Raw genomic sequence first — 15,111 nt, forward strand, 5'->3', positions numbered from 1 at the left:
CGTCTCCCGCCCGACCCCGGCCCTACGGTCAGTCCGCTCGCGGTGCGACGCGTTCGAAACCGACGCGATGCAGTTCCCCGGTCCGGTCGGTGATCGCGTACAGCTCGCCGGACCGGTCCTCGGCCAACGAGCTGACCTGAGTCGGGAACTTCCCGATCGTGGCGCTGCGATAGGTGCCGTCATCGCCCTTCCGCACCGCCCACGCCGTCCCGGAGCACCAGTCCGTCGCCACGTACGTACCGAAGGCGAGGCCGGCGTACCGGTGTCCCCGGTACACGTGCCCGCCGATGACCGAGCAGCCCTCGGTGCCGGTCCGGTAGTGGAACACCGGGTCGGTGTACGTGGCGTCCGCCGCGCATCGTTCGGCGTTGAACACCGCGGGTCCCTCCTTGCAGGACCAGCCGAAGTTCAGCCCGCCGCGCCCCGCCTTGGCGTGGTTGACCTCTTCGTACGCGCTCTGCCCGACGTCGCCCACCCAGAGCGAGCCGTCCTGCCTGTCGAAGGAGAACCGCCACGGGTTGCGCAGTCCGTAGGCCCAGATCTCCGGCCGGGCCCCGGGCTTTCCGACGAACGGGTTGGTCTTCGGGACGCAGTACGGGAGTTCGCCGCAGGAACGGCTCACGTCCAGGCGCAGGATCTTGCCGAGCAGCGTGCCGAGGTTCTGTCCGGTGGCCAGCGGGTCGCCGCCGCCTCCGCCGTCGCCGAGGCCCCAGTACAGGTAGCCGTCACGGCCGAAGGCGAGCTGGCCGCCGTTGTGGTTGGCGAACTGGGAGTGCTCCTGGGTGAGCAGCACCTGCTCCCGCGCCGGTTCGCCGAGCGGGACGCGGGACAGCGTCAGTGCCCCGTCCGGTTTGCTGGTGTAGGCCACGTACACCTGCGAGGTCTGCTGGAAGTCGGGTGCCGGGACGATGCCGAGGAGGCCGCGTTCCAGACCGGTGCTGTTCACGCGGTCCCTGATGTCCAGCACCGGGTCGGCGGCGAGCCCGTCCTTCGGGTGGAAGGCCCGTACCGTGCCGGCTCGCTCGGCGATGAGCATCCGTCCGCTGCGGTCGTTGGCCGCGGCCATCGCGACCGGTTGCGCCAGACCGGTCGCCACCGGGGTGGTGACCACCGTCAACTGGTCCAGAGGCACACCGGGACCGGAACCGTCCGGCTCCGCGGTCGCGGCCGGCGCGACCGTGGCGGACAGCAGAGCAGCCACCGTACATACGAGGCCTATCCGTCTGAGTCGAGACATTCGAGCTCCTCTGTGGGGGGACTCCAGGTTGGCGTCCCGCCAACTCTCCCTGAGGAAAGGGCAGTTCACCAGGGAGCGTCACGCCTCATCCAAGGGACGCGTGAGGCGGATACAGCGCGACGGGCAGAGCTGCGTCCCCCGTGCGGCGCCAGGCCATCGCATACGACTCGTACGCCCCGTACAGCGCCAGGCCGATCGCGTACGACTCATACGCCCCATACAGCGAGCTCATGACCAGCGGCGGCAGGAAGCCGCCCAGTCCGCCCGCGGCGGCGGGCCGACCGCCCTAGACTTGGATGACCGCCGCGGGGGAAATGGCCACCCCAGGAGGAGCCGATGTTGCGGCACACCAGACTGGCCGGGGAATCCGAGGACTACCTCGCCGCCCGCGAGGAGCTGCGCCTGGCCGAGATCGAGCTCATGCGCCACCAGGAGAAGGTGGCCGGCCGGCGACGGGCCCTCCCGCCAGGACCGGCCGTCGAGGACTACGTCTTCCTCGAGGGCCCCGCCGACCTCGACGCCGGCGACACACCGGTCCGCGAGGTCACCCTGAGCGGACTGTTCACCGCCCCCGACCGCCCGCTGATCGTCTACCAGCTCATGTACGGCAAGGCGCAGACCGAACCCTGCCCGATGTGCACCCTGTGGACCGACGGCTTCAACGGCATCGCCCACCACATCGCCCGGAACGCCGACTTCGCCATCGCGGCAGCCGCCGACCCACCGGCCCTGCGGCAGCACGCCCGCAACCGGGGCTGGCGCCGACTGCGCCTGCTGAGCTGCGGCGACAGCACGTTCAAGTACGACACGGGCAGCGAGGACAAGGACGGCGAACAGGACTCCACCGTCTCGGTGTTCACGCGAGACGGCGACGGAACGGTCCGCCATTTCTACTCCGCGCACCCGCGTATGGCCGACACCATCGGCGAGCGGGGCATCGACCTGCTGACCCCCGTCTGGCACCTTCTCGACCTCACCCCGCAGGGCCGTGGGGACTGGTACCCGAGCATCGACTACGGGGTGTAGTTCCTCCGAACGGCCTGTTGGAGTTGGCGGTGGTCAGCCGCCCCACGACCAGTCGGCGACCTCCGGCAGGTCCGTGCCGTGCTCGCGGATCCAGTCGTGGTGGCGTTGACGGGCGTCCTGCATGCGCTGGCGTACGGCGGCGGTGCGCACCGCGAGGCCGGGGACGCGGTCGATGACGTCCATGACCAGGCGGTAGCGGTCCATGTCGTTACGGACCACCATGTCGAACGGTGTGGTCGTCGTACCGATCTCCTTGTAGCCGCGTACGTGCAGGTGCCGGTGGCCGGTACGGCGGTAGGCCAGGCGGTGGATCAGCCAGGGGTAACCGTGGTACGCGAAGATCACCGGCTTGTCGGGGGTGAACAGGCCGTCGTACTCGAAGTCGCTCATCCCGTGCGGGTGTTCCTCGCTCGGCATCAGCCGGGCGATGTCGACGACGTTGACCACCCGGACCGCGAGTTCCGGCAGATGGCGGCGGAGCAACTGCGCGGCGGCCAGCACCTCCTGGGTGGGCACGTCGCCCGCGCAGGCCAGTACCACGTCCGGCTCGCGGCTGCCGTTCTCGGTGCCGGCCCAGTCCCAGACCCCGGCGCCCCGCGCGCAGTGCGCGACCGCCTGGTCCATCGACAGCCAGTCGAAGCAGGGCTGCTTGCCGGCCACGATCACGTTGACGTAGTCGCGGCTGCGCAGCGCGTGATCCGCCACCGACAGCAACGTGTTGGCGTCCGGCGGCAGATAGACCCGTACCGCCTCAGGACTCTTGTTCATGATGTGGTCGACGAAACCGGGGTCCTGGTGCGAGAAACCGTTGTGGTCCTGGCGCCAGACGTGCGAGGTCAGCAGGTAGTTGAGGGAGGCGATGGGGGCGCGCCAGGGCAGGCGGCGGGTCACGCGGAGCCACTTGATGTGCTGGTTGACCATCGAGTCGACGATGTGTACGAACGCCTCGTAGCAGGAGAACAGCCCGTGTCGGCCGGTGAGAAGGTAGCCCTCCAGCCAGCCCTGGCAGGTGTGTTCGGAGAGAATCTCCATCACCCGGCCGTGCCGGTCGAGGTGTTCGTCCACGTCGAGGGTGCCGGCCTGCCAGGCCTTGCCGCTGGCGGCGTAGACGGCCTGGAGGCGGTTGGAGGCGGTCTCGTCGGGGCCGACGAGGCGGAAGTCGCGCCGGCCGGCGGTGTTCCGCATGACGTCTTCCAGCAAGTCGCCGAGGACGCGGGTGGGTTCGTGCAGGGTGGCGCCGGGTTTGTCGACGGGGACGGCGTACTTCTCCAGCGAGGGCAGGGGCAGTTCGCGCAGCATCAGGCCGCCGTTGGCGTGCGGGGTGGCGCCGAGGCGGCGGTCACCGTCCGGGACGCAGGCGACGACCTGCTCGCGGGGGCGGCCGTGCTCGTCGAAGAGTTCCTCCGGCTTGTACGAGCGCAGCCACGCCTCCAACTGCCTTAGGTGATCCGGGTTGTCGCGGACGGCGGACAGCGGGACCTGGTGGGAACGCCAGGTGCCTTCCACCGGGAGCCCGTCCACCTCGGCCGGGCCGGTCCAGCCCTTGGGGGTGCGCAGGACGATCACCGGCCAGCGGGGGCGCTCGGTCGTGCCGTCTTCGCGGGCGGCGCGCTGGAACGCGGCGATGCGGTCCAGCGCGGTGTCCATGGCCTGCGCCATGGCCTGGTGGACGGCGGCCGGATCGTCGCCGGTGACGTGGATCGGGTCGTGGCCGTAGCCGCGCAGCAGCTCGTCGAGCTCCGACTCCGGGAGCCGGGCGAGCACCGTCGGGTTCGCGATCTTGTAGCCGTTCAGGTGCAGGATCGGCAGGACGGCGCCGTCGTGCACGGGGTCGAGGAACTTGTTCGAGTGCCAGGACGCGGCCAGCGGCCCGGTCTCCGCCTCACCGTCGCCGATCACGCAGGCGACCAGCAGGTCCGGGTTGTCGAGGGCAGCTCCGTACGCGTGCGAGAGGGAGTAGCCGAGTTCGCCGCCCTCGTGGATGGAGCCGGGCGTCTCGGGCGCCACATGGCTGGGCACCCCGCCGGGGAACGAGAACTGCTTGAAGAGGCGGGCCATCCCGGCGGCGTCCCGCGTGACGTCGGGGTACGTCTGGGTGTACGACCCCTCCAGCCAGGAGCCCGCGACCACCGCCGGGCCGCCGTGACCGGGGCCCCAGATGCACAGGGCGTCCAGGCCGCGGGTCCGTAGGACGCGGTTGAGGTGGGTGTAGACGAGGTTCAGCCCGGGCGAGGTACCCCAGTGGCCGAGCAGCCGCGGCTTGACGTGCTCGGGGCGGAGCGGCTCGGTCAGCAGAGGGTTCGCCATGAGGTAGATCTGGCCGACGGAGAGGTAGTTCGCGGCGCGCCAGTGGGCGTCCAGCGTGCTGAGCTCGTAGTCGGTGAGCGGAGTCGGCGCCTGCTGGGTGTCGACGGACATCATGGGTTCCCTTCCGGATCGATCGGGGTTCGGTCGGAGGTGCCTGCGGGTCCGTGCGTACGTCCCCACCCTCCCCCGTCCCACCGAGTACCCGACAGGGCCGACCGGCCCCTTCCGGCCGGAGGAAAAGATCGGGGGAAAGCGGGGACGAGGAACTCAGGCGGTGAGGTCCACCCCGTACAGGGTGCGTCCGCCGGCGAGCTCGCGCCCGGTGACAGCTCGGGCTCGATACGGACGAAGACCTCCTGCGGCGCGGGCGCCCAGGAGACCGGGCCGGTACGGGCCAGGCGGGCGTGCTCGGCGGGTTCGGTCACCACCGTGGCGGTGCCGGTCCGGACGCGGTACCGGACGGCCCACCTATAGGGCCGGGTGCCCCATCCCCCGCCGCAGGGCGCGGGAGCACGCTGGAAGGGCCAGGTTCGTACGCCCCTGACTGGAGGCGTAGCGCATCAGCCGGTCGCGGTGCTCGATGGGCAGTGCGTGCAGCATGCCGGCCGTGGCGGGAGCGTTCATGACGTGCCCCGGGAGGTCTCGTTCCCCGAGGGCACGCGCCTCTTCCAGGAAGGGGCCCGCGCCGACCGGTTCTGGATCATCCGTACCGGCAGCGTCGACCTCGACATGCACGTTCCCGGCCGCCGAGCCGCCGTCATCGAGACCCTCCATCACAACGAACTCATCGGCTGGTCCTGGCTGTTCGCCCCCCACACCTGGCATCTGGGCGCCACGGCGACCACTCCGGTACGCGCCTACGAGTTCGACGCCACCGCGATCCGCGCGATGTGCCACGACGACTCCGCGCTCGGGGCCAGTGTCGCCCTGGGGGCACCTACCACGCCCTTTAGACAGTGGGGGAGGGTGGGCGGCGTCCTGGCCCGCCGCCTCCGCTCGGCCCGCACGCGCCTGCTGGACCTGTACGCGCCGTACGGCAGCGGAAGCCTGCTGTGAAGAGGCCGCAGGCCTCTTAGGGGCGCGGGGCTCTTAGGGGCGCGGGGCTGTGTCAATTTGCGGCTCCGCCGCGATGGGGGTCCCCCCGCTCATGGGGGTCCCCCCGCTCGAGCGAAGCCGAGCGGGGGGAGCAGCCGAGAGTGGGGGAGCGACCAGCCACAACGAACCCGCAGCTCGTAGCCGTCCCCCGAGCGGAGCGCTTACGTTGAGGTCATCGACGTAGGCCCTCGGGCGATGGAGGCGGCATGACCGGCAAGAAGGCAGACAAGGTGCCGCGCGCGGCATACGAGCAGGAACTGCTGCGCCTACAAACCGAGTTGGTGAAACTCCAGGAGTGGGTGCGTGCCGAGGGCACCCGGCTGGTCGTCGTCTTCGAGGGCCGGGACGCGGCAGGCAAAGGCGGCACGATCAAGCGGGTCGCCGAGCACCTCAACCCCCGCGTCGCCCGCATCGCCGCGCTGCCGACGCCGACCGAGCGGCAGCGCACCCAGTGGTACTTCCAGCGGTACGTGGAGCACCTGCCGGCCGCCGGAGAGATCGTGCTGTTCGACCGGTCCTGGTACAACCGGGCCGGCGTTGAGCACGTCATGGGCTTCTGTACGAAGGAGGAGTACCAGCTCTTCCTTCGCCAGTGCCCGATCTTCGAGCGGATGCTGGTGGAGGACGGGGTCCTGCTGCGCAAGTACTGGTTCTCCGTGAGCGACACCGAGCAGCAGGAGCGTTTCCGGCGCCGGCTGGAGGACCCGCTGAAGCGCTGGAAGCTGTCCGCGATGGACCTGGAGTCGATCACCCGCTGGGAGGCGTACTCCCGGGCCAAGGACGAGATGATGGTGCACACCGACATCACCGAGGCACCGTGGTACGTCGTCGAGAGCGACGACAAGCGCCGAGCCCGCCTGAACATGATCGCCCACCTGCTGGACTCCGTGCCGTACCACGACGTCCCGCCGCCGGTCCTCAAACTGCCGGAGCGCCCCGAGTCGACCGGCTACGAGCGCCCGCCGCGCGACCTGCAGACCTACGTCCCCGACCACGCGGCGAGCCTGTGACACACGGCCTCGGTGGACTTACTCCTGCCCCGGCACGATGAGCGCCTTCACCACGCGCTGAGCGGCGACGTCCTCCAGCGCGGCCTGTGCTTCGGCGAGCCCGTACTCCCTGGTGATGAGGTCGGTCCAGGGAAAGATCCGCCCGTACCGGGCCATGACCTGGACCGCCCGGTACACGTGCCCCACGTCGCTGCCCCAGCAGCCGCGGACGTCCAAGTGCTTCTGGTTCAGGTCGAGATGGGGGTTGAAGGTCGCGTCGCCGGCGTCGGTGTACTGGCCCACGATCACGTACCGCCCGGCGTCCCGAGTGAGCCGCATGCCTTCGGGCACGGCTGAGGGCACTCCGGTCGCCTCGATCGTGACGTCGGCGCCGCGCCCCGCGGTCGCGTCCCGCACCGCCGCGATCCTCCCCCAGCCTCCGGCCGGGGGGACCCCCATCTCGCTTCGCTCGTCCGGCGTCGTACTGCCGATGTCGATGACGGCATCGGCACCGAACCGCGTCGCCGCCGCCAGCCTGCCCTCCGGCCCACCGATGACGATCACCCGCCCGGCGCCACGCAGTTGGGCTAGCACGGCTGCACACAGGCCGACGGGCCCCGCGCCCTGAACCACGACCGTGTCACCGAACCCGATCTCGCCAAGCGTCACGGCATGCAGGGCGGTAGGCATCCCACAACCGCCGGAAAGAAACGCGCGCCAGTCCAGCTCATCGGGCAACGGGATCACATGGACGCCCGGCTTCAGGTGGATGTACTCCGCCCAGCCGCCCAGTAGTCCGTCGTCGGCAGAGAGGGTCACCCCGTAGACCTTCCGCTCCGGGCAGCGCGTGGTCGCGTGGGCGACGGTGCAGTACCAGCAGCGCCCACAGGTCCCGTACACATCAAGAAACGTCACGACCTGCCCGACCCGCAGCGGAACCCCGTCCACGTCCCTCGGGGCCTCCCCCGGCCCCAACGCACTGATCCGCCCCACACTGACGTGCCCAGGAATGATCGGATACGGCACCCCCGCAAGCTGCCCCTTCCACAAGTGCCCATCCGTACCGCACACCTCACTGCCCAAGGTCCGCAACAGGACCGAGCCCGGCTCCAGTTCGGGCCGGTCGAACGAGCGGACTTCGAGAGGCGCACCGGGTTCGGTCATGACGACGGCGGAGATCACGAGGGGGTTCCTGTTCGCGGAGGGAGGCCCGCTTCTGTCGTGCGGGCGCACGGATGGGGTCCGGATCTTAAGCGGAGTAGGCCAGTCCCGCGCCCGTCAGGAGCGCGGGACTTGTGCCCACGTAGGTCTCGACCAGCGCGCCATAGGGGCGGGTGCCTGTGCCAACGTACGGCTCGACCAGCCACGACGGACCCGCAGCGTCAAACCGTCCTTCCAGCGGAGCGCAAACGCACGGTATGCGACTTACCGTCGGCTCCGCACAAGCAGGTGCAAGAAGTACGGCGTACCGATCACCGCCGTCATCAGGCCGGCCCCAAGCTGAGCCGGCGCGATGACCGTACGGCCCACCAAATCCGCCGTACACACAAGCGTCGCGCCGAGCAGCACCGCGACCGGCACCACCCTGGCGTGCTGCCGGCCGGCCAGGGCCCTGGCCGCGTGCGGTGCCACCAATCCCACGAACCCGATCGTGCCCGCGGCAGCCACAGCGGTGCCGCTGAGCAACACGGCCACCGCCAGGAACCCAAGCCGCCCCCGGCTCAGCCCAAGCCCCAGAAGCCTCGGCGTGTCCTCATCGAGCGACACAAGATCGAGCTCGGTGCGCCGCAGGCAGGCCACGAGCAGCCCAACAACGAATACGCCCGCGAGCGGCACCACATCGGGCAGAGTCCGCCCGTAAGTCGACCCCGACAGCCACGTCAACGCAAGGGTCGCGTTGAACGGATCGGTAAGGATGATCAGCAGGCTGATCAGCGCAGACGCCCCGGTGGCAACACCGAACCCGACCAGAACAAGCCGGTTCTGCTGAAACCCACCCCGCGCGGCGAGCCCAAAAACAAGCACAGAACTGACCGCGGCCCCCGCAAACGCCGCCCCGGCCACACCCCAAGACCCAACGGAAGACACCGTCGTCACAAGAAGCACGGCCCCAAGCGCAGCCCCGCCGGAAACGCCCAGGATGCCCGGGTCCGCGAGCGGATTACGCGTCACAGCCTGAACGAGCGTCCCGGCCAAGGCAAGTGCCGCCCCCGCGAGGAGCGCCGCGAGAACCCGGGGCACCCGAGTGTCGAGTACGAAACTGACGGTCTGCCCCGCGCGCCCCTGCACCCAGTTCGCCACATCACCCAGCAGCAACTTGCTGTCACCCAGCAACACGGCGGCAATCGTCACGCCGACGAGCACGGCCACCAGTACGCCCGTGGTCGTGAGGAACACGCCCCGGCTCCTGGGCGACGACGGCGTCGATGTACGCGCTCATCGACCCGGTTCCGCCGAACATCCAGATGCCGTCGGGCAGCCGGTGCGCGTTGCCCTTCTCCACGAACGGCAGCGACGTCCACACCTTGTCCTTGGTCAGAGCACCGCTGAAGGGGGGGTGCTGGTCTTGTCGCCGTCGTTGCCGATGTACGCGAACTGCACGTCGTCGCCAAGCTTGGTGAGGCCCTCTACGTCGGTGGAGCCGAGCCAGTAGTCCTTGTCGCCTTTCACCGTCCAGGCGTTCTTCAGACCGATCCGCTCGTTGACCGCGCCGATGAGCGAGCCGCTGGTGAACGGGCGGATCGTGGTCTGGTTGGAGACGAGGTAACCGTCCGCGAAGGCGTAGTCCGCGCCGGCGAGACCGGCGTCGGCGAGGGCCTTCTTGCCCTCGGCGATCTTCGCCTCGAAGTCCTTCTTGAGCTTCTCGGCCTGCTCCGTGGTGCCGGTGGCCTCGCCGATGACGTCGAGGTTCTCGGTCATCTTGCCGATCGGGTCGGCGGCGTCGGCGGACTTGATCTGCAGGACCGGGGCGATGTCGCGCATCTGCTTCACGGCGGCCGGCGGCAGGTCGCTGCTGGCGACGATGAGGTCGGACTTCAGGCCGGCGATGGTGTCCATGCTCGGCTCGCCGCGTACGCCGCGAGACCGGGAGCGGGCAGGCGCAAGGTGAAGGTCCGTCAAGAGGGGAAATCCCGCGCGGGGGTGGGCAGTTGACGCGCGGCGGCGTGACGGACGACCAGTGACCGGACGATGGACAGCATCCCGTGCGCGCGGTGGCGGAGGAGGACGGACGGCATCCCGTGCGCGCGGTGGCGGAGGAGGACGGACGGCATCCCGTGCGGACGATGGCGGAGAACGGACAGCATTCCGCCCGGGCGGTGGTGGACGACGGACGGCATCCCGCGCAGGCAGTGGCGGCGGACGGACAGCATCCCGCGCAGGCGGTGTCCGGGCGGTGCGCAGGACCGCCCGGACTGCTCGCGGGTGCTGCCAATGGCCCCCGCGGGGCTCAGCTCTAGGCCGGGGTCGCCGGAGTCTCCGGCTTGAGCACGACGAAATCCGCGTTCGCCGGGTCGAGGCAGACGGCGAGGCGGCCCACGCCCTCCGCGTCCTGCGGCCCCATCTGCACGCTGCCGCCGTTCTCGGTGACCTTGGCGACCGCGGCGTCGCAGTCGGTGACGTTGAACACCGGGTGCCAGTACGGCACCCCGTTCGCCAGCGCGAGGTCCTCCTTGCTGAGCTCCATGACACCGCCGAACATCCGCTCCTCCGGAAGCCCGGCCGGGGTGATCAGGGAGTACGTGCCCCCGCCGCCCGGCAGTTCCATGTCACCGAACTGCCAGCCGAAGATCTCGCCGTAGAACTCCTTCGCGGAGGCGGCGTCGCTGGTGTACAGCTCGGTCCAGGACAGCGAGCCCGGCGCCTCCACCAGCTCAAAGCCCTTGTTCTTCCCCGGCTGCCAGACGGCGAACTGGCCGCCGAGCGGGTCGCTGTACTGCGCCATCCGCCCCCAGTCGTCGAGGTCCCGCGGCGCCACCCGTACCGTGCCGCCCGTTTCCTGAACGGCCCGGGTCGTGGCGTCCGCGTCGGTGACGCAGAAGTAGATCATCCAGGCGGACCGGGCACCCTCCTCGCTGAGCTTCCCGAGCCCGGCGACGGTCTTCCCGTCCTTCTGGAACATCCCGCCTTCCATCTCGCCGCCCTCGTCGCCCATGGACTGGTATTCCCAGCCGAGCACCGCGCCATAGAAGGCCGCGGCGGCCGGCACGTCAGGCGCACCGAGGTCGGTCCAACAGGGGGAGCCAGGGGTCGGTTCAGTGGTGATCACGGCGATTCCCTTCGCAGATCCTGTCCGTCCCAACAGCGTGACACCAGCCACTGACAATCGCCCCTCGGTCACGCCCGTACGACCGGGACCTCCGGCGCGATACCGCGCCCCTGAAAGGAGGCCGCAGGCCTTCCTTTCAGGGGCGCGGGGAACTGCGCGACCAGCCACAACGAACCCGCAGCTTCAATCCGAACCCCACGCGGAGCGTCACCGCTGGCAGTGGGACAGCACACCCCGCACAGCCGCCGACGTGAAGGTCACCGCATCCGGATGGCCAAGATCAATGGCCAAAGTAAGGTCCGCTTCGGTGGGCCAGTTGGCCGCCAGCACCTCGAGCTGCAACTGCCGATAGCAGTCGATCTCAGGAAAGGCATCCGAAAGCCGTTCCTCGCAGGTGAAGACCACGACGGCCTGGGTTCCCGGCGGGTACTCGAGCACGGGCAGCGTCATCGAGTCGGCGTCCTCGGCATCGCGCGCGGCGATGTCGGACGGCAGCGGCACGAGGACATCGCTGGCGATCAGGGTGTCCAGGGCCGAAGCGTCGTAACGGTGGCGCTTGAGATCACGCAGAGCGTCCTGCGCCGCGGCCGTGAGCACTGCCTCGGGGATGGCGATCATGGCCTTCATCCTCATCAGTGCGTGGGGGGGTTCCGATCTGGGGCGTTTTTCGCGTACCCCAAGGTGAGACCAGGTATGCGCACACCGGCGCGGTCATGTGCCCGCGGTCGTGTGTCGGCGATCGCGTGCCTGCGGTCATGTGCCCCGCCCCGCCCCGCCGGAGCAGCGGCAGCCACGTAGACGGGTGCCACATACATACGCACCTCACCGATCCGGTGTTGCGCCCATGTACGGGCGTACGCGGGCGGCCGGCCCTCCGGCGTGACGAGCGCGGCGACCGGCAGCCGCCGGGCGGTTCGCACGATGTTCCCGGCGGTCGTGTTGGCGTTGTTGCCCGCGATCTGGGCGGAGGAGCAGCCGGTGTAGAAGGCGATCGGGATGGCCTCGTGCCCGGTCAGCAGGCACGGCGGCCGTACGCCGAGCCGGTGCAGCTCCGCCGCCGTGCGGGCCCACTCGCGGCGGGCGGCGTAGGTGCGGTCCACGACATGGTTCAGCACCGCGTACTGGATCGCGAGGTGCCCGGCGAGACCGAGCGCGACCAGGGTCACGGCCGCTTTCCTCCGCCTTCGGCTCCGCGGCGCGGTGACCAGGTGGACAAGCGCGCCCGCGACCGGCAGCGCCAGCAGGGCGTAGGCGGGCAGCAGGAAGCGTGGGGCCGCGTACCCGATCAGGAACAGGTAGGGGAAGGCGACCGTCGCGGCGCAGGTCACGGGCAGGAGGGTGACGGCCGTCCGGCCCGCCCGGACGGCGACCGCGAGGCCGAGGGCGGCGAGCAGGGGCAGGACGAACCACCAGATCAGCACCGCCGGGTGCGGCCACGGCGCGGTGCACGGGCGGCACAGCGTACGGCCGACCAGGGAGCGCAACTGGTCGTCGACGGCGAAGTTCCAGCCCAGGCCGCCCTGGACCAGGGAGGCGTCGGCCAGCCGCTGACTCAGGCCGCCGTAAGCGACGTACGCCTCGACCACCCACTCGACCGCCCCGGCCGCCAGCCCCGCGACGAGCGCGCCCAGTACGGGCCACCGCCGCCAACGGCGCACGCCCACCAGCAGCACGAGCAGCGGCAAGGTCACGTAGACCGCGTCGGTGGGCCGCATCCACGCCATCAGCGCCGCGCTCAGACCCACGCCCCACAGCGCCGCCCGATCGAAACGGTTCGACTGGGCGCGCAGGAAGCAGCCGACGAGGGCCAGGGCGCCGACGGCGACCCAGTAGTTGGGCATGACCTGCGGCCCGTAGAACAGGGTGATCCACAGCGTCGCGAACAGCGCACCGGCCAGGGCGAGCACGCGCATGGGGAACAGCCCCCGCCAGGCGCGCAGCGCGAGGAACAGTCCGAGCCCGGACAGCAGCGCCAGATACACCCGCAGCAGTTCCGTGGACGTCGACCACGAGGCGATGGGCGCGGCCAGCAGCGAAATCCCGCGGGCACGCGGCGCACTGAAGAACGCCGCCGGAGCCTGCGGACTGACCTGACTGACGTACACCACCTCGTCCCACCCGAGGCCCATCCCGGGCCGTACGAGCGTGAGTTGAGCCACCGTGAAGGCACCTGCGACGAGGGCGAGCCCGCGCTGACCGCCGAGGCGCCGCACGGTGCGTGCCCGTGCCGATGGTCGGCGCCGCTCGGCGTCGACGAGCGGGACGTGCAAGGTCTTGGGCATGGTGCACCCTCCACACGGGCCTGAGGAAACCCGACATGAACTAATCCGAAAATAGCCGGAAACTATAAAACTTGGACAAATTAACGCGTGCCGTGGGGGGACGCAGCGCGGCTGGGCCATCTGGCCGCCCCAAGAGCAGTTACGTAGGGTGGCGGCCATGCCAGGAGACGGGTGGGCGGGCGCGGTAATGGCGGAGCCGCAGTCCCCTGACATGTCACGCGATGCCCGCCTGGCCGCCCACAGCGCTGTCTCCACCTCACTCGCCCTCTGCAGTGATCACCGACTGCGTCAACTGATCGACGCCGCCGCGCCGTTGGGCACCGGCATCGGCGGAAAGTCGGTGCTGATGGAGGTCGCCGGACGCCCGGTCTTCGTGAAGCGGGTGCCGCTCACCGACCTGGAGTCACTGCCGGAAAACGTCCGGTCCACGGCGAACCTGTTCGGGTTACCCGCCTTCTGCCAGTACGGCATCGGTGCCATCGGCATGCCGGGCTTCGGCGTTTGGCGGGAGCTCGCCACGCACATCATGACGACCAACTGGGTGATTCGCGACGAGCACCAGGGCTTCCCGCTGCTGTACCACTGGCGCGTACTGCCCGATCCGGCGCAGCCCCTCCCCGAAGAACTGGCCGATGTGGACCGGGCCGTCGCCTACTGGGGAGGCGGGCCGGAGATACGCCACCGGATCGAGGCGCTCGGCCGGTCATCGGCGAGCGTCGCGCTGTTCCTGGAGTACATCCCGCAGAACCTGCACACCTGGCTGGCCGCCCGGACGCGCACGGAGCACGCGAGCGCGGCCTGCGCCATGGTCGAGCGGGAACTGGAGGCGGGCGTCTCCTTCATGAACGCGCGCGGGCTCCTGCACTTCGACGCCCACTTCCGGAACATCCTCACCGACGGCCACCGCCTGTACTTCACCGACTTCGGCCTCGCCCTCTCCTCCCGCTTCGACCTGTCGCCGAGCCACGCCGCCTTCTACGACCGGCATCGCGTCTACGACCGCGCCTACACGGCCACCTGGCTGGTGAACTGGCTGCTCAAAGACCTGTACGACTACGAGCGGGACGACCGCGAGGCGACGGTGCGCGCCAGCGCCCGGGGCGAGCGCCTCACCGGAATCCCCGACGCGGCGGCGTCCGTCATCGCCCGCTGGGCACCCCTGGCCGAGGTGGTGTCGGGCTTCAACCGTGCGTTCCATGACGAGAGCAGGCAGACGCCGTACCCGGTGGAGGAGATCCACCGGGTCGGCGAGAAGTACGGCCTGCCCCTCTCCTGACGGACGCGCGCGCGTCCGCTTCTCAGGCCCGCCCTGACAGCCGTACGTCGATCGCCGTCAGCGCCAGCGCCAGCGGCCCCGGTGCCAGGAACGCCAGCGGCAGCAGCATCCACGCGCACAGCGCTGCCGCCGCCAGGGCCAGGAGTACAAGACTGCTGCCGCCCACATCCCGTACGGAGTCCCGTGCCGCCTCGCGCACGGCCGCGCGCCAGTCCGTGAGGGACTCGGGGCGGCCGCAGGCGCGCAGGCCGACGACAGTGGCGTACGTGCCGATGAGTGCGGCGACGGCGGCGAAGAGCGGGGCGCCCGGCAGGCCCGCCCGGGCCAGCGCCAAGTCCGCCAGCAGGAGCAGCACGCCCGCCGCGGACAGCGCACCGGCCGCGAGGTCCCCGGCCCGCAGCCGTTGTCGCAGCAACGTCAAGTACCGTCCGGCCGTGGCGGGTTGGTCCTCGCGCGTGCCGCGCAGCACCGCGCACGCCGTGGACATTGCCGCGGGCAGCGTGACGACCGGCAGCGACACCAGCGCCGTACAGACCCCGACACTCAGCACATCCGCGAACAAGGTCATCCGCGGCCCGAAGATCTCGCCCGTCTCGCGGGCCTGCCCGGCGCTCATCCCTTGCCCCTTCATC

Annotated in this window: 14 protein-coding genes and 3 pseudogenes; 5 read left to right on the forward strand and 12 right to left on the reverse strand. The window is 70.3% G+C overall.

The genetic code is table 11. The features are described from left to right. Positions 1 to 28: 28 nt before the first annotated feature. Positions 29 to 1,201: a PQQ-dependent sugar dehydrogenase gene (locus tag OHT21_RS09320; protein WP_328767786.1), complete on the reverse strand. Its 1,173-nt coding sequence runs from the start codon at positions 1,199 to 1,201 to the stop codon at positions 29 to 31. 121 nt (positions 1,202 to 1,322) lie between these two features. After that, entirely contained in the window at positions 1,323 to 1,469 is a 147-nt protein-coding gene (locus OHT21_RS09325) for a hypothetical protein (RefSeq protein ID WP_328767787.1), read from the reverse strand. 104 nt (positions 1,470 to 1,573) lie between these two features. Here OHT21_RS09325 and OHT21_RS09330 point away from each other — a divergent pair, with 104 nt between their 5' ends. Then, positions 1,574 to 2,263 (forward strand): DUF899 family protein, encoded by a 690-nt coding sequence (locus OHT21_RS09330; RefSeq protein WP_328767788.1) that lies wholly within the window; start codon positions 1,574 to 1,576, stop codon positions 2,261 to 2,263. Positions 2,264 to 2,296: 33 nt separating this feature from the next. Here the strand turns inward: OHT21_RS09330 and OHT21_RS09335 are convergent, their stop codons facing one another. The 3 genes and pseudogenes from OHT21_RS09335 to OHT21_RS09345 all read right to left on the reverse strand — a co-directional run bounded on the left by OHT21_RS09335 (position 2,297) and on the right by OHT21_RS09345 (position 5,194). After that, positions 2,297 to 4,681 (reverse strand): phosphoketolase family protein, encoded by a 2,385-nt coding sequence (locus OHT21_RS09335; RefSeq protein ID WP_328774019.1) that lies wholly within the window; start codon positions 4,679 to 4,681, stop codon positions 2,297 to 2,299. A gap of 156 nt (positions 4,682 to 4,837) precedes the next feature. Next, positions 4,838 to 5,019: pseudogene (locus tag OHT21_RS09340) on the reverse strand (pyridoxamine 5'-phosphate oxidase family protein); the annotation flags it as partial. Positions 5,020 to 5,038: 19 nt separating this feature from the next. Further along, entirely contained in the window at positions 5,039 to 5,194 is a 156-nt protein-coding gene (locus tag OHT21_RS09345; protein ID WP_328774459.1) for a hypothetical protein, read from the reverse strand. On the opposite strand from OHT21_RS09345, the gene OHT21_RS09350 reads away from it, so the two are divergent. Next, positions 5,162 to 5,626 (forward strand): cyclic nucleotide-binding domain-containing protein, encoded by a 465-nt coding sequence (locus tag OHT21_RS09350; RefSeq protein WP_328767789.1) that lies wholly within the window; start codon positions 5,162 to 5,164, stop codon positions 5,624 to 5,626. The genes OHT21_RS09345 and OHT21_RS09350 overlap by 33 nt on opposite strands. Positions 5,627 to 5,871: 245 nt before the next feature. After that, the gene (gene ppk2 / locus OHT21_RS09355; protein ID WP_328767790.1) at positions 5,872 to 6,675 is read left to right on the forward strand and encodes a polyphosphate kinase 2; all 804 of its coding nucleotides are present in this window, start codon (positions 5,872 to 5,874) and stop codon (positions 6,673 to 6,675) included. 18 nt (positions 6,676 to 6,693) lie between these two features. Here the strand turns inward: ppk2 and OHT21_RS09360 are convergent, their stop codons facing one another. From OHT21_RS09360 to OHT21_RS09370, 3 genes and pseudogenes are all read right to left on the reverse strand, one after another. Continuing rightward, positions 6,694 to 7,836 carry a zinc-binding dehydrogenase gene (locus OHT21_RS09360; protein ID WP_328767791.1) on the reverse strand — a complete coding sequence of 381 codons (1,143 nt, stop codon included), beginning with the start codon at positions 7,834 to 7,836 and terminating at the stop codon, positions 6,694 to 6,696. Between the two features lie 243 nt (positions 7,837 to 8,079). Further along, positions 8,080 to 9,063, reverse strand: a pseudogene (locus OHT21_RS09365) (iron chelate uptake ABC transporter family permease subunit); the annotation flags it as partial. Positions 9,064 to 9,067: 4 nt separating this feature from the next. Further along, positions 9,068 to 9,732 (reverse strand): annotated as a pseudogene (locus OHT21_RS09370) (ABC transporter substrate-binding protein); the annotation flags it as partial. Positions 9,733 to 9,857: 125 nt separating this feature from the next. On the opposite strand from OHT21_RS09370, the gene OHT21_RS09375 reads away from it, so the two are divergent. Then, the gene (locus OHT21_RS09375; protein WP_328767792.1) at positions 9,858 to 10,112 is read left to right on the forward strand and encodes a hypothetical protein; all 255 of its coding nucleotides are present in this window, start codon (positions 9,858 to 9,860) and stop codon (positions 10,110 to 10,112) included. Here OHT21_RS09375 and OHT21_RS09380 read toward each other — a convergent pair. From OHT21_RS09380 to OHT21_RS09390, 3 genes are all read right to left on the reverse strand, one after another. After that, the gene (locus tag OHT21_RS09380) at positions 10,109 to 10,921 is read right to left on the reverse strand and encodes a VOC family protein (protein WP_328767793.1); all 813 of its coding nucleotides are present in this window, start codon (positions 10,919 to 10,921) and stop codon (positions 10,109 to 10,111) included. The two genes, OHT21_RS09375 and OHT21_RS09380, sit on opposite strands and share 4 nt — an antisense overlap. 207 nt (positions 10,922 to 11,128) lie before the next feature. Next, positions 11,129 to 11,539 (reverse strand): SseB family protein, encoded by a 411-nt coding sequence (locus tag OHT21_RS09385; protein WP_328767794.1) that lies wholly within the window; start codon positions 11,537 to 11,539, stop codon positions 11,129 to 11,131. A gap of 14 nt (positions 11,540 to 11,553) precedes the next feature. After that, a complete protein-coding gene (locus tag OHT21_RS09390; protein WP_328767795.1) occupies positions 11,554 to 13,203 on the reverse strand; it encodes a hypothetical protein in 1,650 nt (549 codons plus the stop codon). Positions 13,204 to 13,360: 157 nt separating this feature from the next. Between OHT21_RS09390 and OHT21_RS09395 the strand changes: the two genes are divergently transcribed. Then, complete coding sequence (locus OHT21_RS09395; protein WP_443050333.1) at positions 13,361 to 14,479, forward strand: protein kinase family protein; 1,119 nt, start codon at positions 13,361 to 13,363, stop codon at positions 14,477 to 14,479. A 22-nt stretch (positions 14,480 to 14,501) separates the two neighbouring features. On the opposite strand, the gene OHT21_RS09400 is transcribed toward OHT21_RS09395, so the two are convergent. Beyond that, complete coding sequence (locus tag OHT21_RS09400) at positions 14,502 to 15,095, reverse strand: hypothetical protein (protein ID WP_328767796.1); 594 nt, start codon at positions 15,093 to 15,095, stop codon at positions 14,502 to 14,504. Positions 15,096 to 15,111 lie beyond the last annotated feature (16 nt).

This window comes from Streptomyces sp. NBC_00286 (assembly GCF_036173125.1).
Lineage (GTDB): Bacteria > Actinomycetota > Actinomycetes > Streptomycetales > Streptomycetaceae > Streptomyces.